At 68.3% G+C, this 18,165-nt stretch carries 18 protein-coding genes; 7 read left to right on the forward strand and 11 right to left on the reverse strand.

The annotated features are described in order from the left end of the window. Nucleotides 1–7 precede the first annotated feature (7 nt). Together ABRP28_RS08935 and ABRP28_RS08940 are read left to right on the forward strand one after the other, a co-directional pair. Nucleotides 8–619: a dihydrofolate reductase family protein gene (locus ABRP28_RS08935; RefSeq protein ID WP_350001976.1), complete on the forward strand. Its 612-nt coding sequence runs from the start codon at nt 8–10 to the stop codon at nt 617–619. Next, nucleotides 619–1,218: a dihydrofolate reductase family protein gene (locus ABRP28_RS08940; RefSeq protein ID WP_350001978.1), complete on the forward strand. Its 600-nt coding sequence runs from the start codon at nt 619–621 to the stop codon at nt 1,216–1,218. The genes ABRP28_RS08935 and ABRP28_RS08940 overlap by 1 nt, the downstream gene beginning before the upstream one ends. Before the next feature lie 100 nt (nt 1,219–1,318). On the opposite strand, the gene groL is transcribed toward ABRP28_RS08940, so the two are convergent. Together groL and groES are read right to left on the reverse strand one after the other, a co-directional pair. After that, entirely contained in the window at nt 1,319–2,929 is a 1,611-nt protein-coding gene (gene groL / locus ABRP28_RS08945; protein WP_350001979.1) for a chaperonin GroEL, read from the reverse strand. 77 nt (nt 2,930–3,006) lie between these two features. Further along, on the reverse strand, nt 3,007–3,300 hold the full coding sequence (groES, locus tag ABRP28_RS08950) for a co-chaperone GroES (RefSeq protein WP_003805290.1): 294 nt from the start codon (nt 3,298–3,300) through the stop codon (nt 3,007–3,009). Between the two features lie 227 nt (nt 3,301–3,527). Between groES and ABRP28_RS08955 the strand changes: the two genes are divergently transcribed. After that, nucleotides 3,528–4,466, forward strand: a complete 939-nt coding sequence (locus ABRP28_RS08955; RefSeq protein ID WP_350001982.1) for a DMT family transporter — start codon at nt 3,528–3,530, stop codon at nt 4,464–4,466. On the opposite strand, the gene ABRP28_RS08960 is transcribed toward ABRP28_RS08955, so the two are convergent. Then, a complete protein-coding gene (locus ABRP28_RS08960) occupies nt 4,388–4,765 on the reverse strand; it encodes a hypothetical protein (protein WP_350001984.1) in 378 nt (125 codons plus the stop codon). The two genes, ABRP28_RS08955 and ABRP28_RS08960, sit on opposite strands and share 79 nt — an antisense overlap. A 53-nt stretch (nt 4,766–4,818) precedes the next feature. Here ABRP28_RS08960 and ABRP28_RS08965 point away from each other — a divergent pair, with 53 nt between their 5' ends. Further along, on the forward strand, nt 4,819–6,069 hold the full coding sequence (locus tag ABRP28_RS08965) for a class I SAM-dependent methyltransferase (RefSeq protein WP_350001986.1): 1,251 nt from the start codon (nt 4,819–4,821) through the stop codon (nt 6,067–6,069). A 2-nt stretch (nt 6,070–6,071) separates the two neighbouring features. Here the strand turns inward: ABRP28_RS08965 and ABRP28_RS08970 are convergent, their stop codons facing one another. Together ABRP28_RS08970 and ABRP28_RS08975 are read right to left on the reverse strand one after the other, a co-directional pair. Further along, the gene (locus ABRP28_RS08970; protein WP_350001988.1) at nt 6,072–6,914 is read right to left on the reverse strand and encodes a shikimate 5-dehydrogenase; all 843 of its coding nucleotides are present in this window, start codon (nt 6,912–6,914) and stop codon (nt 6,072–6,074) included. A gap of 89 nt (nt 6,915–7,003) precedes the next feature. After that, a complete protein-coding gene (locus ABRP28_RS08975; RefSeq protein WP_350002139.1) occupies nt 7,004–8,431 on the reverse strand; it encodes a glycoside hydrolase family 3 N-terminal domain-containing protein in 1,428 nt (475 codons plus the stop codon). A gap of 383 nt (nt 8,432–8,814) precedes the next feature. Between ABRP28_RS08975 and ABRP28_RS08980 the strand changes: the two genes are divergently transcribed. Beyond that, the gene (locus tag ABRP28_RS08980) at nt 8,815–9,966 is read left to right on the forward strand and encodes a glutamate--cysteine ligase (protein WP_350001989.1); all 1,152 of its coding nucleotides are present in this window, start codon (nt 8,815–8,817) and stop codon (nt 9,964–9,966) included. 123 nt (nt 9,967–10,089) lie between these two features. On the opposite strand, the gene tsaD is transcribed toward ABRP28_RS08980, so the two are convergent. The 6 genes from tsaD to ABRP28_RS09010 are packed head-to-tail and all read right to left on the reverse strand — an operon-like array spanning nt 10,090 to nt 15,303. Further along, a complete protein-coding gene (tsaD, locus tag ABRP28_RS08985) occupies nt 10,090–11,181 on the reverse strand; it encodes a tRNA (adenosine(37)-N6)-threonylcarbamoyltransferase complex transferase subunit TsaD (protein ID WP_350001990.1) in 1,092 nt (363 codons plus the stop codon). After that, nucleotides 11,178–11,657 (reverse strand): ribosomal protein S18-alanine N-acetyltransferase, encoded by a 480-nt coding sequence (gene rimI / locus ABRP28_RS08990; protein ID WP_350002140.1) that lies wholly within the window; start codon nt 11,655–11,657, stop codon nt 11,178–11,180. Before rimI ends, tsaD begins: the two co-directional genes overlap by 4 nt. Nucleotides 11,658–11,701: 44 nt before the next feature. Next, on the reverse strand, nt 11,702–12,373 hold the full coding sequence (gene tsaB / locus ABRP28_RS08995; RefSeq protein WP_350001992.1) for a tRNA (adenosine(37)-N6)-threonylcarbamoyltransferase complex dimerization subunit type 1 TsaB: 672 nt from the start codon (nt 12,371–12,373) through the stop codon (nt 11,702–11,704). Further along, entirely contained in the window at nt 12,373–12,954 is a 582-nt protein-coding gene (gene tsaE / locus ABRP28_RS09000) for a tRNA (adenosine(37)-N6)-threonylcarbamoyltransferase complex ATPase subunit type 1 TsaE (protein WP_350001993.1), read from the reverse strand. Before tsaE ends, tsaB begins: the two co-directional genes overlap by 1 nt. Continuing rightward, the gene (alr, locus tag ABRP28_RS09005; protein ID WP_350001995.1) at nt 12,951–14,171 is read right to left on the reverse strand and encodes an alanine racemase; all 1,221 of its coding nucleotides are present in this window, start codon (nt 14,169–14,171) and stop codon (nt 12,951–12,953) included. The genes tsaE and alr overlap by 4 nt, the downstream gene beginning before the upstream one ends. 40 nt (nt 14,172–14,211) lie before the next feature. After that, entirely contained in the window at nt 14,212–15,303 is a 1,092-nt protein-coding gene (locus tag ABRP28_RS09010; protein WP_350001997.1) for a carbohydrate kinase family protein, read from the reverse strand. A 69-nt stretch (nt 15,304–15,372) separates the two neighbouring features. Here ABRP28_RS09010 and ABRP28_RS09015 point away from each other — a divergent pair, with 69 nt between their 5' ends. Both ABRP28_RS09015 and mshA read left to right on the forward strand, forming a co-directional pair. Continuing rightward, nucleotides 15,373–16,788 carry a 6-phospho-beta-glucosidase gene (locus ABRP28_RS09015; RefSeq protein WP_350001999.1) on the forward strand — a complete coding sequence of 472 codons (1,416 nt, stop codon included), beginning with the start codon at nt 15,373–15,375 and terminating at the stop codon, nt 16,786–16,788. A gap of 75 nt (nt 16,789–16,863) precedes the next feature. Next, the gene (gene mshA, locus ABRP28_RS09020) at nt 16,864–18,129 is read left to right on the forward strand and encodes a D-inositol-3-phosphate glycosyltransferase (RefSeq protein WP_350002000.1); all 1,266 of its coding nucleotides are present in this window, start codon (nt 16,864–16,866) and stop codon (nt 18,127–18,129) included. The last annotated feature ends 36 nt before the right edge of the window (nt 18,130–18,165 follow it).

The raw sequence follows: 18,165 nt of genomic DNA on the forward strand, positions 1-18,165 counted from the left end.
TGGACGCATGGGAATCATCGTCGCGAACCTGTTCATAACCCTCGACGGCGTGTACCAGGCGCCCGGCGGCCGCGAAGAGGACACCGAGGGCGGCTTTGCCCACGGGGGCTGGCAGGCTCCCGTGTCCGACGACGAGGCGGAAGCGGCCATCGAGGCCGGCATCAGCAGCATGGACGCCCTGCTTCTGGGCCGCAGGACCTATGACATCTTCGCGGCCTACTGGCCCCACCAGTCCGGCGACATTGGCGCCGCGCTCAACCGGGTGCCAAAGTTCGTAGTCTCCAGCACCCTGTCCGATCCCTGTTGGGCGGGAACGACAGTCCTGCCCAATGCCACGGCCGCGGGCCGGCTGCGTGAAGAGTACGAACAGGTCCACATGTTCGGCAGCGGCGTCCTGATCCGTTCACTGCTGGCGGCAGAGGTGCTTGACCGCCTCCACCTCTGGCTCTATCCCGTTACTTTGGGCCAGGGCAAGCGCCTCTTCGACGCCGGGACCGTTCCCGCCACCTACCGCCTCGCGGAGCCTGCGCGCACCTTTCCGAAGGGGGCGGTGTCGCTGGCCTACGAGCGTGCGGGCGTTGTGGAGACGCAGGATATGCCGGCCACGCAGGGCACGTAATGGCCAAGGTCATCGCAGCAATCACAACGTCGGTTGACGGGTACATCACCGGCCCCGGCGACGGTCCCAGGTACGGCCTGGGCCGGGGCGGAGAACGGCTGCACTACTGGGTGATGGGCGGCCCGTGGACCTACGACGGCGGCCACGACTTTGCGATGCACGGCCCGGACAGGGAATTCTACGAGGAACTCGTTGCGGGGTTGGGTGCGGGGATCGTTGGGCGGGGGATGTATGACGCGGCGGGAGCGTGGGGAGGTACCAACCCGTTCCCCGGGCCGCTGATCGTGCTCACCCACCGTGTAGCGGACCAGCCCGCGGCTTCGTCCGGGTTCACGTTCGTGTCCGGGCTGGAGGAAGCCCTTGCACAGGCCAGCAAAGCGGCCGGCGGCCTGGACGTATCGATTGGCGGCGGCGCGGACGTGATCCGGCAGGCACTGGCCGCCGGGCTGGTGGACGAACTGGCGCTGTCAACGGCACCGGTGGTCCTGGGCGCCGGCAAGCGCCTGTTCGACGGCTTCGAGCATGACATCGACCTGGAGATCCTGAAGGCTGTCAGTTCACCGTTCGCCACCCACGTCCGTTACGCCGTGAAGAAGTAGGCGACTGCGTTTCCCGCACCAAAAAACCGGCCCAGCGGATGCTGGACCGGTTTCTTGTGCGTGCAGGACTGGACCCACGCCGTCAGGGAGACGGTAGGGATCAGTGGCTGTGGCCTGCGTGCTCGTCTTCTTCGGCCGGCTTTTCGACGACAAGGGTCTCGGTGGTGAGAACCAGGGCAGCGATGGAGGCCGCGTTGCGGAGGGCCGCACGGGTGACCTTGACGGGGTCGATCACGCCGGCAGCGATCAGGTCCTCGTACTCGCCCGACTTGGCGTTGAAGCCGTTGTTGGTTTCCAGGTCGGCAACCTTGGAGGTCACAACGTAGCCGTCGAAGCCCGCGTTCTGGGCGATCCAGCGCAGCGGCTGGACCAGGGCGCGGCGGACGATGCCCACAGCAGCGGCGGCGTCCCCTTCGAGTGCCTTGACGGCGGGGTCCTCATCCAGTGCCTTCAGGGCGTGGATCAGGGCCGAACCGCCACCGGCAACGATGCCTTCTTCAAGGGCAGCGCGGGTGGAGGACACAGCGTCCTCGATGCGGTGCTTCTTTTCCTTGAGCTCAACCTCGGTGGCGGCGCCAACCTTGATGACACCGATGCCGCCGGCCAGCTTGGCCAGGCGCTCCTGGAGCTTTTCACGGTCCCAGTCGGAATCGGTGCGGGTCAGCTCGGCGCGGAGCTGGGCTACGCGTGCTGCCACGTCTTCGGCCGAGCCTGCGCCGTCAACGATGGTGGTGTTGTCCTTGGTGACCGTGATGCGGCGGGCGGTACCCAGCACCTCAAGGCCAACGGTGTCCAGGCTCAGGCCCAGTTCCGGGGAAACAACCTGTGCACCGGTGAGGGTGGCGATGTCCTGCAGCATGGCCTTGCGGCGGTCACCGAAGCCCGGAGCCTTGACGGCAACAACGTTCAGGGTGCCGCGGATGCGGTTGACGATCAGCGTGGACAGGGCCTCGCCGTCAACGTCTTCGGCGATGATGAAGAGCGGCTTGGAGCTCTGCAGCGCCTTCTCCAGCAGCGGCAGGAATTCCTGGATGCTGGAGATCTTGCCCTGGTTGATCAGAATGAGGGCGTCCTCGAGGACTGCTTCCTGGCGTTCCGCGTCGGTGACGAAGTACGGGGAAAGGTAGCCCTTGTCGAACTGCATGCCCTCGGTGAGGACCAGTTCGGTCTGCGTGGTGGAGGATTCCTCGATGGTGATCACACCATCCTTGCCAACCTTGCCGAAGGCCTCGGCGAGGAGTTCGCCAACCTCGTCGCTCTGGGCGGAGATCGCTGCAACGTTGGCCACCTGGGTGCCTTCAACGGGGCGGGCGTTCTCGAGCAGGCGGGCGGCAACGGCTTCAACGGAAACCTCGATGCCGCGCTTGATCTGGCCGGGGGCGGCACCTGCCGCTACGTTGCGCAGGCCTTCCTTGACCAGCGCCTGCGCCAGGACGGTTGCCGTGGTGGTGCCGTCACCGGCAACATCGTTGGTCTTGGTGGCTACTTCCTTGGCCAGCTGCGCGCCAAGGTTCTCGTAGGGGTCGTCAAGTTCCACTTCGCGGGCGATGGTGACGCCGTCGTTCGTGATGGTGGGAGCGCCCCACTTCTTGTCCAGGACGACGTTGCGGCCGCGGGGGCCGAGCGTCACCTTGACGGTGTTGGCGAGCTTATCGATGCCGGCTTCAAGAGACCGGCGGGCAGCGTCGTTAAACGCAAGCTGCTTTGCCATGGTTTTGTCCTTTCAAGACAGAACCCCGCGCAGCTGACCAGCAGAAAGCATGACCAGCGGCACGGGGATCCGGAGAGTTACTTTACGACGATCGCCAGGACGTCGCGGGCGGAGAGCACGAGGTACTCGGTGCCGCCGGTCTTGACTTCGGTTCCGCCGTACTTGGAGTAGATAACGACGTCGCCGACGGCTACGTCGACAGGAACGCGGTTGCCGTCTTCAAAGCGGCCGGGGCCAACTGCAACAACTTCGCCTTCCTGCGGCTTCTCCTGTGCGGAGTCCGGGATCACCAGGCCGGAAGCCGTGGTCTGCTCGGCTTCGAGCGGGCGGACAACAATACGATCCTCAAGAGGCTTAATAGAGACCGACACTCGGACCTCTCCTTCTTCGTCAGCAAATTCGTGGACTGGAAAGCTTTCCGCCGTGGCTGGCAAACCGTCGTCGCGGTGCCGGCGGCAGCCTGGCTGGCAGCTCTTCATGTGTTAGCACCCTCCGAGGGAGAGTGCTAATAGAGACTGTATGCAAGGGTTAGCACTCGGTCAAGGCGAGTGCCAGAGTTTCGTCATGGGCGGAACGTGACTGCGTGTAAATTGGCCGGGTGCGAGCCGCCATTTACCTGACTCTTGCCACCCTCTTCTGGGCGGGCAACTTCGTTGTTGGCCAGGCTGCCATGAAAACCATGGAGCCCCTCCAGCTGACGTTCTGGCGGTGGGCCCTGGCCGCCGCGCCGCTGCTGGTCCTGGCGCAGCTGGTGGAAAAGCCGGACTGGCGCGCTGTCCTGCGCCACTGGCCGGCCCTCCTGCTCCTGAGCTGCCTGGGGATGAGCGCTTACACCCTGCTGCTTTACAGCGCCCTGGGCCACACCTCGGCCCTGAACGCTTCCCTTGTAACCGCCGCGAACCCCGCCCTCATCATGGTCCTGGCAGTGGTCCTGCTCCGGGACAGGCCGCGCCCCCTGGGCTGGGCGGGGATTGCGCTGGGCCTGTGCGGCGTCCTTTTGGTCCTCACCGGCGGCGAGCTGGAGCGGCTGCTGACCTTTTCGATCGATGCCGGCGAGTTGCTGATTGTCGCGGCCATCACCGTGTGGGGCTTCTACACGATCACCGCCCGCAGGCTGTCCGTCCCGGCAATCACGTCCACCGCGCTGCAAGTGGCCGTGGCGGCGGTCTTCCTGGTCCCCTTCGCCGCAGCCACGGGGGCGGGGCTGCCGGCAACGGCCGCGGAGGGCTGGTCCTTGGCCTACATCGTCCTGTTCCCCTCGCTGGGTTCCTACCTGCTGTGGAACCTGGCGCTGAAGCGCACCACTGCGGCGAATGCCGGAAACTACCTCAACCTCATTGCCGTGTTTACCGCGGTCATCACGGTGGCGCTGGGCCAGCCCGTCACGGTCCCCCAGGTCCTGGGCGGCATCCTGGTCATCTCAGGGGTCCTGCTGACCAGTGCCGGAGGAAAAGCACCTCAGCGGCCCAGGTCCTCGAAGTCGACGTCCTCCCCGCCGTCGCCCTCATCCTCGCCCGCTGAGTTCCGTCCGCGGTAAAGCAGCACCGCGGCGGCCGCGGCCACCATGAGCGAGGCAACCAGGAAGAAGATGCTTCCAGCGCGGGCTCCGGCGTACAGCCCGCGGATGTCCTGCGCCTCCTGGGTGTCATCCTGGATGCTGTTGCCGCCCACGGAATACACAGTGGCATTGAAAGCGTCCAGGAAGAAGATGATCACAAGCAGCGCGATGCACACCACGGCCACCACTGCACTGGCAATCAGTGCCGGGCGGGCGAACCGCGCCAGGCCCCCCGGGTGGTGCTGATGGGACTGCGGGGAACCTGCACTGTCGTTCATGGCTTCAACACTATCGGCCGCCGGCATGCCGCTCCTCCACTAGGCTGGAACCCATGGCTCAAGCTCCCCAGGACCAGATCGCACCACTGCTCACCCCTGAAGGCTGGGAGCTTCTGGCGTCCCTGGGCCCCTACCAGGAGGAGAAGTCCTTCGAGCTGAACTCGGCCCTGCGCAAGGCCGGCCACTCCCCCGAACTGGTTTCCGCCGTCCTGACCCAGTCCAGGCTCCGCACCAGGGCTGCCGCCAAGTTCGGTGAGTTTGCCCGGAGCATGCTGTTCACCCAGGCCGGACTGGAACAGGCAACCCGGCTCAACGTTGCAGCACGCCACGCCCAGCGGTTCGCGGAGGCAGGAATCCGTCACGTTGCCGACCTTGGCTGCGGGCTGGCCGCTGACTCCCTGGCACTGGCCTCCATGGACATCACTGTCACCGCCGTGGAGATGGATGAGACCACCGCCGCGTGCGCCACCGTCAACCTGATCCCCTTCCCCAACGCCACCGTGGTCCATGCGGATGCCACGGCAGTGCCGCTGGACGGGATCGACGGCGTCTGGCTGGACCCGGCGCGCCGCGTCACCTCCACGTCCGGCACCAAGCGGATCTGGGACCCCGAGGCCTTTTCCCCGCCACTGTCCTTCGTTGAGAACCTGGCGGCCTCCGGCCTGGCCGTGGGCGTCAAGATGGGGCCGGGCATGCCGCACGATTCCGTCCCGGCCGGCTGCGAAGCGCAGTGGGTCTCCGTGGCCGGGGATGTGACGGAGGTTGCGCTGTGGTTCAACGCCGTGCGGCGCCCCGGTGTCCGCCGGGCCGCGCTGGTCCTCGGTGCCCAGGGCGCGGCGGAGCTGACCAGCGGCGAAGACTTCGGCGCCGGCCCCACGGCTTCGGTGGGTCCGGTGGAGGGCTACCTGTACGAACCCGACGGCGCGGTGATCCGCGCCGGGCTGGTGGCCGATGTTGCGCTGCAGCTCGGCGGACACCTGGTGGATGAGCACATCGCCTATGTGTGTGCGCCGGAACTGGTGGACACACCTTTTGCCCGCGCCTATAAGGTCCTGGACGTGATGCCGTACAACGTCAAGGCGCTCAAGGCCTGGGTGAAGGACAACGGCATCGGCGTGCTGGACATCAAGAAGCGCGGCACCGCCGTCACGCCCGAGGAACTCCGCAAGCAGCTCCTCCCAAGCGGGAAGAACACGGGCGGGAAGAACACAGCCGGCAGGAAGTCCGGAAACAAGACAGCCACCCTGGTCCTGACCCGTATTGGGGAGGACCGGGTGGCCATCGTGGTGGAGCCCGTCCAGTAAGGCTACTGTGCGCGCATGAACTCCTCCGCAGCGCGGACCTGCTCCGCGGCGGGCCGCACGCCGGTGTAAAGCACAAACTGTTCAAGGGCCTGGATGGTTGCCACCTCCGCCCCAGTGATCACCGGCTTTCCCGCGGCCCGCGCCGCCCTGACCAGCGGGGTTTCGGCCGGCAGCGCCACAACGTCGAAAACCGTCCGGGCGGCGTCAATGGTTTCCTGGGGGAAGGCGAGCGCGTCGGCTTCCGCCCCGCCCGCCATGCCTCCTGCCATACCTCCTGCCATACCGATGGGCGTGACGTTAATGATCAAGTCCGCCGTCCCGCCGTCGAGCGCTGCCTGCCACCGGAACCCGTACTGCTCTGCCAGCGCGCGGCCGGTCGTTTCGTTCCGGGCGATGACCGTGACATCCGTGAAGCCGGCGTCCCGGAGCGCCGCGACGGTGGCCTTGGCCATGCCGCCCGCTCCCTGGACCAGGACCGAATAGCTGGTGGGCACCTTGTTGGTGGCCAGGAGCTGCTCGATGGCGGTGTAGTCCGTGTTGTAGGCCTTCAAGTGCCCGTCCGTGTTCACGATGGTGTTGACGGAGTCGATGGCCTTCGCGGAAGGATCCATCTCGTCCACCAGCGCGATCACGTCCTCCTTGTAGGGCATGGAGATGGCGCAACCGCGGATGCCCAGGCCGCGGACCCCGGCGATGGCCTGTTCAAGGCTGGTGGGGGCGAAGGCCTTATAGATCCAGTTGAGGTCCAGCTGTTCGTAAAGGTGGTTGTGGAAGCGGGTCCCGTTGTTGCTGGGCCGGGCCGAGAGCGAGATGCAGAGGGTCATGTCTTTATTCAGAATGGGCACCTGACCATTAAACGCGTTCCCTCCCAACTAAGTAGCAGCAGATGTCGGTATCGGGCCCCAAAAGGACATCTGCTGCTACTTAGTTGGGGTCAGGGGCAGCCGGTTCCCGCCGGGAAGTTTCCGACGGCGGCCGGCAGCTTTCCCGGCGCGCCCGCCTTCCCGGCCAGCACAGCGGCGAGGGCATCGAAGGCGCCGTCGCTCCGGCCGTAGAGGGCCACCTTCACCGGCGCGGTGGAGTCCCGCAGCGGCCAGGGGGCGTCCAGGGCCACGGCAATGTCCCCTCCCGCGCCGCGGCCGCCGTAGCCGATGAGGCTGACCAGCGGCCCGGAGCCCAGTGCGAGTCCTGCCCTGGCCGCGGCTGCCTCGAAGCGTGCCCTGTCCGCCGGCGAGCCGCCGTCAACCCGCACCGCACCGGAAACCAGCGGCCCGCTGCAGGGTCCGGAGAGCACGGTGACAGCTGACGCGGAGACGTGGCCGGACAGGGCTCCGCCGCTTCCCGCCGGTGCGCCGGCCGCCGTGGCTGTGCGGCCATGCCAGGCCATCATGGTGGCCACCCGGCGGGCTGCCTCGTCCAGCCGCTCCGGGGGCAGGGTGCCCGAGGCCACGGCCTGGACAATGGCGGCGTGTGCCTGCGCCACGTCGGCGGGCATCAGCAGAAGGTCCGCGCCGGCAGCGAGCGCCATCACCGCGGCGGTGCCGCCCGGGTACTGCTTGGTCACGGCGCCCATGTTCAGGGCGTCCGTTACCGCCACGCCCTTGAAGCCGAGTCCCCGCAGCGCGGCGTAGGAGGGGCCGGAGAGCGACGCCGGGACGCCGGGTTCCAGCGCCGGGACCGCGATGTGCCCGGTCATCACCATCGGCGATCCGGCGTCGATGGCGGCCTTGAAGGGCTTCCAGTCGCGGCCGCTGAGCTCGGCGAGCGTTGAGGGCTGCGCCGGGAGGCTGTGGTGGGAATCGACCGTCACGGAGCCGTGCCCCGGGAAGTGCTTCACGGCCGGCAGTACTCCGGCGGCGAGCATCCCCTGCGAGAAGGCGACGCCGAGGGAGGCGGCAGCATCAGGGTCCGCGGACATGGACCGGGCGCCAATGGTGGGATCGCCGGGCCCGATGGTGACGTCCGTGCCGGGGGCGAAATCGAGGTTGAACCCGAGCGGCACCAGTTCCGCGGCCAGGCCCTGCCCCGCTTCCCTGGCCAGCGGCACGCTGCCCGCGGCGCCGTAACTCATGGGCGTTGGCCATTCGGTCAGGGGCAGGCCGAGCCGGGCAACCTGGCCGCCTTCCTGGTCCACGGCGATGATCCCGGGCCACGGCCGTCCCCCGGCTGCCGCCGCCAGCCGCTGGTTGATGGCCGCCATGCCGTGCACGTCCATCCTGCCCTGGGGATCCAACGGAACGTTGTCGCCCATGATGATGGACCCGGCAAGGTGCAGCCTCTCGATGACGGCTGCGTGGGCCTCCACCTCCTTGCCCTTGAAGAACGGAAGGAGGACCTGCCCGGCCTTCTCCTCGGTGCTCATCGCTGCCACCGCCGCAGCGGCCGCATCCTGGTCGCGCTGTTCGGGCCCCCAGCCCAGCGGCCGGGTACCGGGATCAGGTGACGGGGAGGGCGTGGCGGGGGCCGCCGTCGTGCTTGGCGTGGCAGTGGCGGAGGCGGCGGGCAGGGTGGTCGGGGCCGGCGACGGGACAGGGCCCGGCGCTGCGGTGCAGGACGCCAGGGCCAGGGCGGCGGAGGCTGCCGCGATGAAGGGAAGGGATTTGTGAAGACTGTCACGCAGGGGTCGGAACAAGGCCATCAATACGATGCTACCCCTGCACTAGACTTGAACCACCCGTTCGCCTGCCGGCAGCAGCCTGTCAGTGACGGCGTGAGCCAGCGGCAAACAGGACAGTTAGGACATGCGTGAAGATCGACTTCGCTACATCAAGGCAGTCAACCCTTGGTGTTGAATGGGAACTCGCGCTGGTGGACGGCCGGACGGGCGAACTCGCCTCCGTGGCCAACGAGGTGCTCCGCGGCGTCGCTTCCCGCCACCCCGAACTGAACGAAGACGACGAGCATCCGCACATCAAGCAGGAACTCCTGCTGAACACCGTGGAACTGGTGACCGGTATCTGCGAAACCGCGGCCGAAGCCAAGGAAGACCTTAGCCGTTCGCTGACCGCGGTGCGCGAGATCACCGACCCCATGGGCGTTGAACTGTTTTGCGCCGGAAGCCACCCGTTCAGCCCGCCGCAGCTGCAGCCGGTCACGGACAAGGCACGCTACGCGAAACTCATTGACCGCACCCAGTGGTGGGGCCGGCAGATGGTCATCTACGGCGTGCACGTCCACGTGGGGCTGGACCGCAGGGACAAGGTGCTGCCCGTGCTGGACGGGCTGGTCAACTACTTCCCGCACTTCCAGGCGCTGTCAGCATCCAGCCCGTTCTGGGGCGGCGAGGACACCGGCTACGCGTCCCAGCGTGCCCTGATGTTCCAGCAGCTCCCCACCGCCGGCCTGCCCTTCCAGTTCCAAACCTGGGAGGAATACGAGTCCTATGTGCAGGACATGTTCACCACCGGCGTGATCGACACCCTCTCCGAGATCCGCTGGGACATCAGGCCGGTGCCGAACCTCGGCACCATCGAGATGCGGATCTGCGACGGCCTGGCCACCCTGGAGGAAGTGGGCGCCATCGCAGCCCTCACCCAGTGCCTGGTGGACGAGTTCTCCACCACCCTGGACAACGGCGGGACCATTGCCACCATGCCGCCCTGGCACGTCCAGGAAAACAAGTGGCGCGCTGCCCGCTACGGCATGGACGCCATCATTATCCTGGACGCAGCGGGCAAGGAGCAGCTGGTCACCGAGCACCTGCTGGAAACCCTCAACCGGCTCGAGCCCGTGGCCGCCAAGCTGCGCTGCACGAACGAACTGGCGGACGTCGAGAAGATCATCCGCCGCGGCGCCGGTTACCAGCGCCAGCGCCGGGTGGCGGCTGAACACGGCGGGGACCTCCAGGCTGTGGTGCTGGACCTGGTCAAGCAGATGCGCAACGGCCCCACCGCCTGACCCGGCCCGCCCGAAACGGGGCACTTCGACACGGGACACGCCGGCCGCCGTCGTGATGTACGACGGCGAGGCCCCCAAAGTGCCCCGCGACGGTTCACCGGGTGTCCGGGAGTCCGGCCTTCCTCAGGCGGGCAGGGACACCGACGTGACCGGCATCGAGGAATCCGGCGCGAAGCGGATGCCGCTGGGTTCCACTCCGGCCATCACCAGCTGGGCGCCCAGGGCCGCCACCATGGCGCCGTTGTCCGTGCACAGGTCCAGCGGCGGCACGTGCAGCCTGATCCCGGCGGAGGCGCAGCGCTGGCCGGTCAGCTCGCGGAGGCGTGAGTTTGCCGCCACCCCGCCGCCCAGGAGCACGTCCTTGATGCCCTGTTCCCGGCAGGCCAGCACGGCCTTGGAGGAAATGATGTCCACCACGGCTTCCTGGAAGGCCGCAGCGATGTCAGCCACCGGAATGTCCTCCCCGCGCGCCTCGAACTGCTCCACGCACCGGGCCACCGCGGTCTTGAGGCCGCTGAAGGACCAGTCGTACCGGTGCTTGCCGGGCTCCTCGGCGGTGCCCATGTACTTGGGCTGGCTGAGACCCCGGGGGAAGCGGATGGACTTCGGGTTGCCGGTGCGGGCCACCTTGTCGATGGCCGGACCTCCCGGATAGCCGAGGCCCAGGATGCGGGCCACCTTGTCGTAGGCTTCGCCGGCGGCGTCGTCGATGGTGGAACCCAGCAGCTCCACGTCGTCGGTGATGCTGTTGATCCGCAGGATTTCGGTGTGGCCGCCGGAGACCAGCAGGGCGCCGAGGTTCTCCGGGAGGACCTGCTTTTTGCCCGTTTTCCGGTCGTCCAGCAGCCCCACCCCGACGTGGGCCACGAGGTGGTTGATGGCGTACAGGGGCTTGCCCGTGGCCACGGCCAGGGCCTTGGCGGCGCAGACTCCCACCATGAGCGCGCCGGCCAGGCCGGGCCCGGAGGTGACCGCGATCGCGTCCACGTCGTCGAGGGCCACGCCGGCTTCGGCAAGCGCCTGCTCCAGGGTGGGAACAAAGGCGTCAAGATGGGCCCGCGAGGCGATTTCAGGGATGACGCCGCCGAAACGGACGTGTTCGTCCATCGAGGAGGAGACGGTGTTGGTCAGCAGCGTGGTTCCGCGCACGATGCCCACCCCGGTCTCGTCGCAGGACGACTCAATGCCCAGCACCAGCGGCTGCGAGCGGTTCATGGCCGGGGTCCTTCCGTGGTTGTTCCGTGTGCCGTTCCCCCGCCGGGTGCATCCGCGAGCTGAAGGCGCATGATCAGGGCGTCGACGCCGTCGCGGTAGTACCGGGGGCGGATGTGGATCTGCTCAAAGCCGAACCGGACGTACAACTGCTGCGCCCGCGGGTTGTCCGCGCGGACTTCCAGGAGGACGTCCGCCGCCCGCCTGCGCCGGGCCTCCTCGATGAGGGTGGTGAGCAGCGTGGTGCCGATGCCCCGGCCCTCATATTCGGGGACGACGGCGATGGTCTGGACGTCCGCGATGGGCTCGATGCACATCAGGCCGGCGTAGCCCACGATGCCGTCGCTGCCCTGCGCCACCAGGTAGCGGCGGGTTTCCGGCTGGGACAGCTCGTCGCGGAACATCTGGAGGGGCCAGGCATCCACCGGGAAGAGCCGCTGTTCCAGGGCGCTGACCGCGGGGACATCGTCCAGCGTCATGTCCCGGACCGTCACGTCCGCGCCGGGGCGGCCGGATGCGTGCTTCACAGCGCCCTCTTCCGTGGTCCGGGGACCTGCGCGTCGGACTCCCGGAGGTACAGCGGCGTGGAGTCGGGAAGCCCGTTTCCAGCCGAGAGCCGCGCCAGCGCGAACTGGCCCAGGTACAGGGCATCCGGCTGTTCCTGCGCGAAGTCGGGGTGGGCGTCCAGCGCATCCGAGTAAAGGCCGGCGCCGGCACCGAAGGCGGGCAGGTTTGGCAGGTCGGCGGCGAAGCTGACATGCGGGCCGTCCTCCAGGACGGGAAGCCTGCCTTCGGCCAGGCTGTAGCGCGCCCAGTAGACCTCTTTGCGCCGCGCGTCCGTGGCCACCAGGAACTCGGGGACGGCTGCGCCGGATTCCGCCACTTCCAGGGCCATGGCGTCCAGGCTGACCAGTCCGTACAACGGTTTGCCCCAGACGAAAGCCAGGGTCCGTGCGGTGGCGATTCCGGACCGCAGTCCGGTGAACGGCCCGGGGCCGACCCCCACCACCAGGGCGTCGATGTGCTTGCCGGTCACGCCTGCTTCTGCGAGCATCTCCTCGATCCCCGGGGCAAGCACCTCGGCATGGCTCCGGGTGTCCTCGGTGGAGAAGCTGGCGAGCACGCTTTCCGGCACGGCATCCGAAACCAGGGCGGCACTGGCAACGGCGGAGGTATCGATGGCCAGGATCAGCATCAGCGGGCCTCTTCCCTGGCAGCACCGAGTTCCGGGGACTGGGGCCACCGCGGGCCATACCCGCGCATCACGATGGTGCGGGGCTCGTCCGCATCCTCAGTGTCGAAGTCCAGGCTGGCGGAAGGCCGCCCGTCGTCGAGTCCAAATGCGCGGTGCAAATCGATTTCCAGCCTGCTTTCGCTGAGGTGCTCCACCCGGTCCCGGCCCCACTCCACTACCGTAACGGAGGAGTCCATGGTGTTTTCCAGGTCGATGTCGTCAATTTCCGCGGCTGAGTCCAGCCGGTAGGCATCCACGTGAACCAGGTCCGGGCCGCCGGGCCGCGGCCCGTGCGGCAGGTTGGGATGGATGCGCACCAGGACAAAGGTGGGGGAAATGATGCCCTCCCGCACGCCCAGGCCCTCCCCCAGTCCCTGAGTGAACGTGGTTTTCCCGGCACCCAGCTCGCCGCTGAGCACCAGCAGGTCCCCGGCTTCCAGGACCGCCGCGAGACGGAGGGCGAGCGCATGGGTCTGCTCTGCCGTCGTCGCTGTTAATGTCGTTTCCCAGTTGGGCCGCGGGGACCCGCCGTTGGTGGTCACGAAAGTTTCTCCTGACTGGCCTTGGGGCTTCGGTCCTCTTCGTTGATGAAGCGGCGCGGCACCCTGGGGCTGATCCTGGTGACGATCTCGTAATTGATGGTTCCGGCGGCGCGCGCCCAGTCATCGGCGGTGGGGCCGCCGTCGGCTCCGTCCCCGAACAGCTCCGCCTCGGCACCCAGCAGGTCCGCACCCGCCAGTCCGGTGGGGCCGAGGTCGATGACCATCTGGTCCATGGCAATACGGCCCACCACGGGGTAGGTCATGCCGGCCACCCGGACGGGCCCGCCGGTTGCGGACCGCGGCACCCCGTCCGCATAACCCACCGGGATCAGGCCCAGCGTGCTGTCTCCCCTGGTGCGGTAGTGCAGGCCGTAGGAGACGCCCTGCCCGTCCGGCACTTCCTTGCACTGGGACACCAGGGTCCGCAGCGTCATGGCGGGGCGGAGCCCCAGTTCGGCGGAACTCTGCCCGGCGAACGGGGACAGCCCGTAGACGCCCAGGCCAACGCGGACCAGGTCAAAGTGGGTATCGGGCCGGGACAAAGTTGCGGGGGTGTTGGCCAGGTGGCGGACCTCAGGGTCCACGCCAGCGTCCTCCGCAACGGCCAGGACTTCCCGGAAGGTGGCCAGCTGCTGGTCGGTCTCGGGGCGCTCCGGCTCGTCGGCCACGGCAAGGTGGGAGAAGATGCCCACCACGCGGAGCAGGCCCTGGTCCTGGTAATCCATCGCCTCGCCCACCAGCTGGTCCCAGCTGTCCACGGCGGCTCCGTTGCGTCCCAGCCCGGTGTCCACTTTCAGGTGGATGCGGGCCGGCCGCTCCTGTTCCCGCGCTGCGGCCACTATGCGGTCCAGTTCCCAGCCGGAGCAGCCAATATCCACGCCGGCAGCCACGGCAGCGCCGAAGTTGCTTTCCGTGGTGTGCAGCCAGGCGAGCAGCGGTGCATCAATGCCGGCGGCCCGGAGCGCCAGGGCCTCCGAGATGTGGGCCACGCCCAGCCAGGACGCCCCTGCCTCCAGGGCCGCCCGCGCCACCGGCACGGCGCCGTGCCCGTACGCATCTGCCTTGACGACGGCCATGACTTTCGCCGGGGATGCGGCATCGGCAAGGCGGCGGACATTGTGCCTGATGGCGTCGAGGTCAATCACGGCGGACCGTTCATAACGGGAGCCGTCTCCCGGGGCAGCACTGAATTCGCCGGTTGTTGCGGGGTAAGTCACCCTAGTGATTCTAGTGCTGGCGCTTCGGGCCGAATAATCGTCAGGCGTCCGAGAGGTGGGCGATGGTGGCTGCGGCCCTCCGCTGGGCTGCGAGCGGGACATCCTGGATGATGTCGGCCAGGAAGCCGAACCGGCGCAGCCATTGGCTCATTTGCCGCTCCGGCCGTGCGTTGGCGCGCTTCCACCAGTCAGCAATGTCCCCCCAGCCGGGGGCGGCCAGGGATCCGCCCACTTCCTGCACCGCCAGCGAGGCGCAGAGGTTGGCGAAACGCAGCCTATCCCCCAGCGGCCAGCCGGCCAGGCTGCCAACAATGAACGCGGCGTCGAAACAGTCTCCCGCCCCGGTGGGGTCGAAGGCCTTGACCGGAAGCGAGGGCACCCATTCTTCTTCCCCTGTTTCGGAGTCCACCGCCATGGCACCCTGCGCGCCGAGCGTCACCACGGCCACCGGAACCCGGTCCGCGAGCGCATACAGCGCAGCCCAGGGATCGTCCTTCCCGGTGAACGCCATGGCCTCGCGCTGGTTGGGCAGGAACGCGTGGAAGTACTGCAGGTTGTCCAGCCGGACCGGTGCCCATTCGCCGCTGGGGTCCCAGCCGACGTCGCCGAACAGCTTGACCCCGGCCTGGTGCGCCGCCTTGGCCCAGGGCTCGATCTCGGTGCCTACTTCCGCGATGCCGGCGAGCGCGGCCGGCGGTTCGCCAATGAGTTCCGAGGAAGTGACGGGCGCCGCGTGCCCGTGCGTGACCATGGAGCGGTCCTTCTCCACGCAGAGCGAGACGGTGACGGGTGAGTGCCAGCCGGGCACCTTTTGCGAGAGCGTAAGGTCCACGTGCTCCTGGCCGGACAGGATCTTCCAGTTGAAATCCCCGTAGCCGTCGTCGCCAAACGCCGCGGCCAGCCCGGTCCGCAGCCCAAGCCGTGCCGCCGCGATGGCCTGGTTGGCCACCCCTCCGGGGCAACTGCCCATGCCGTCGCTCCAGATTTCGGTGCCGGGCTCGGGAGCATGCGGGAGCCCGGTAAAAATGATGTCCTGGAAAACCGTTCCGGCCAGCAGCAGGTCAAACCCGGGAGCGGAGTGCGGCCGGACCGCCGCCAGGGGGTCGAAAGGGCGGGCTGGGATCGCGTCCATGTCCGCACACTACGCCCTGCCGCCGACATCCGGTAGGGGCCTGCCGGGCACGGGCCTAGACTGCTGGTTATGCGGCTTTTGATTGCCGGCGGCGGGGGTTTCCGGGTGCCGCTGATATACCGGGCGCTGGTCTCCGGCCGCTTCGCGGGGCTGGTCACCGGTCTGGTGCTGCACGACGTCGACCCCGCCCGGCTGAAGGCTGTCACCGCCGTCCTGCACAGCATGCCGGCCGGCTCCGGCGCGCGGGTTCCGGTCCACGCCACCACAGACCTGCCGCAGGCGTTGGCGGGTGCCGGGATGGTGTTCGCGGCCATCCGGCCCGGGGGCACGGCAGGACGGGTGGCGGACGAAAAAGTGGCGCAAGGACTCGGCCTGCTGGGGCAGGAAACAACCGGCCCCGGGGGAATCTCCTACGCCCTGAGGACAATCCCACACATGCTCAACCTGGCACGCCTGATGAAGGAGCACTGCCCGGGCGCCTGGCTGATCAACTTCACCAACCCCGCAGGCATGGTCACCGAGGCGCTGCTCCCCGTGCTGGGCAGGAAGGTCCTCGGGATCTGCGACTCGGCAGGCGGCCTGGTGCAGCGGGCGGCGCGGGCGGCCGGCGTGCCGCTGCCGGAGGGAAGGCTCGACGGCGTGGGCTACTACGGCCTGAACCATCTGGGCTGGCTCTACCGGCTGGAGTCCGGGGGGCAGGATGTGCTGCCGCGGCTGCTCGCGGACCCCGCCGCCCTGGCCTCGTTCGAGGAGGGGCGGCTCTTCCCCCAGCCGTTCCTGGCCGGCCTCGGCGCCCTGCCGAACGAATACCTCTATTACTACTACCGGCAGGACGCAGCCCGCGAGGCCATGCGCGCCATGGCACGGACCCGCGGCGAAACCATCCACAGCCAGCAGGAAGAGCTGTATCCGCGGCTGGCCGCCGCCGGCGCCGGTGCGTTCCGGCTCTGGGAAGAAGCGCGCCGGTCCCGCGAGGAGGGCTACCTGGCCGAAGCACGCAACCGGGGCGAGGAACGGGACGAGGCCGATTTGGCCGGCGGAGGCTACGAGCGGGTGGCCCTCGCCGCCATGCGTGCCCTGTCGGGGACCGGTGACACACAACTGATCCTGAACACCCGCAACTCCCCCGTGCCCGGGACGGACGCCGCCGGCCCAACCACGGCCCGGCCGGCCGCCGCTGAACCGGCCCTTCCGGGGCTGCCGGCGGACGCCGTCGTCGAAGTTCCCTGCACGGTGACGGCCGACGGCACGCTGCCGCTGCCACAGCAGGCTCCCCCGGGACCGCAGCTGGGACTGCTCCGCCAAGTCAAGCAAGTGGAGCGGCTCACCGTGCGGGCCGCCGTCGAAGGTGACCGCGGTGCCGCCCTCGCGGCGTTCGCCGGGCACCCGCTGGTGGCTTCGGAGGACCTGGCCCAGGCCTTGCTGGAGGGCTACGAACGGGAGTTCCCCGCGCTCCGGCGCCTCTGGCGCCCGGCTGGACCGTGAGGGAGGAGTAGTGTTTTATCGGATGCGCACTCTACCGGCGCTGCCCGTCCATGCCGGTAGCCGGAAGGAGGTCCCGTGGCACTGATCCGCAGGGTTGCTTTGCTCTCCCTCCACACCTCGCCCATGGAGCAGCCCGGGTCCGGGGACGCCGGCGGCATGAACGTGTACATCCGCGAACTGGCCTCGGCGCTGGCTGAAGCCGGTGTCGAGGTGGAAATCTTCACCCGCTCCACCTCGGCCAACCAGCCCGCCGTTGAGCACCCCGATCCCGGCGTCTGCGTGCACAACGTCCTGGCCGGGCCGCTCAAGAAGATCCCCAAGGAAGAGCTACCGGGCCTGCTGCACAGCATGGTGGCCGAGATCGAACAGATCCGGCGCCGGCAGCCCCACGGGCGCTACGACGTAATCCATTCCCACTACTGGGTCTCCGGGATTGCGGGGCTGGAACTGTCGGAACTGTGGGGTGTCCCGCTGGTGCACACCATGCACACCATGGCCAAGGTCAAGAACCTGCTGCTGGAATCCGGTGAGCAGCCGGAGCCGCGGCGGCGGGAACTGGGCGAGCACAACATCGTGGACGGTGCTGCCCGGCTCATCGCCAACACCAGTGCCGAGGCCGCCGAACTTGTCTCGCACTACGGCGCCACCTATGACCGGATCGACATTGCCCCGCCCGGGGTGGACCTGGGCACCTTCACGCCTGCCTTCCGGGCGCGGTCCAGGACCGAACGGGGCATCAACCCCGGGACGTTCCACCTGGTCTTCGCCGGGCGCATCCAGCGGCTGAAGGGGCCCCAGGTCCTGGTCAAGGCCGCCGCGCTGCTGCGGAAGCGCCGCCCGGACATCGACCTCCGGGTCACCATCCTGGGGTCCTTGAGCGGCAACAAGGAGTTCAACCTCCGGCGGCTGGTTTCGGAAGCGGACATGGACGACGTCGTCACGCAGCTTCCACCGGTGAAGGCACCTGAGCTTGCGGCCTGGTTCCGGGCCGCGGATGTGGTGGTGATGCCCTCCTTCAGCGAATCCTTCGGGCTGGTGGCACTCGAGGCGCAGGCCTGCGGCACACCGGTGGTGGCCACCCGGGTTGGCGGGCTGTCGCGGGCCATCTTCCACGGCAGGACCGGTTTGCTGGTTGACGGCCACCATGCCGCCGACTGGGCTGACGCCCTCGAGGCCCTCTCTGACGATCCGGCCACCCGCGAGGACATGGGCCGGGCCGCTGCCATCAGGGCCCAGAACTCAGGGTGGGCCCGCACAGCCGCCATCACGCTGGAAAGCTACCATGCCGCCGTCGACAACCACGTGGGGGGCCGGCTGGTGCAGGCCTTTCCCGCGTCCTGACTGTCCCCTCCACGGAAACCCCGCCCCGCCAAGCAA

Source organism: Pseudarthrobacter sp. WHRI 8279, assembly GCF_040224115.2.
Classification (GTDB): Bacteria; Actinomycetota; Actinomycetes; order Actinomycetales; family Micrococcaceae; genus Arthrobacter.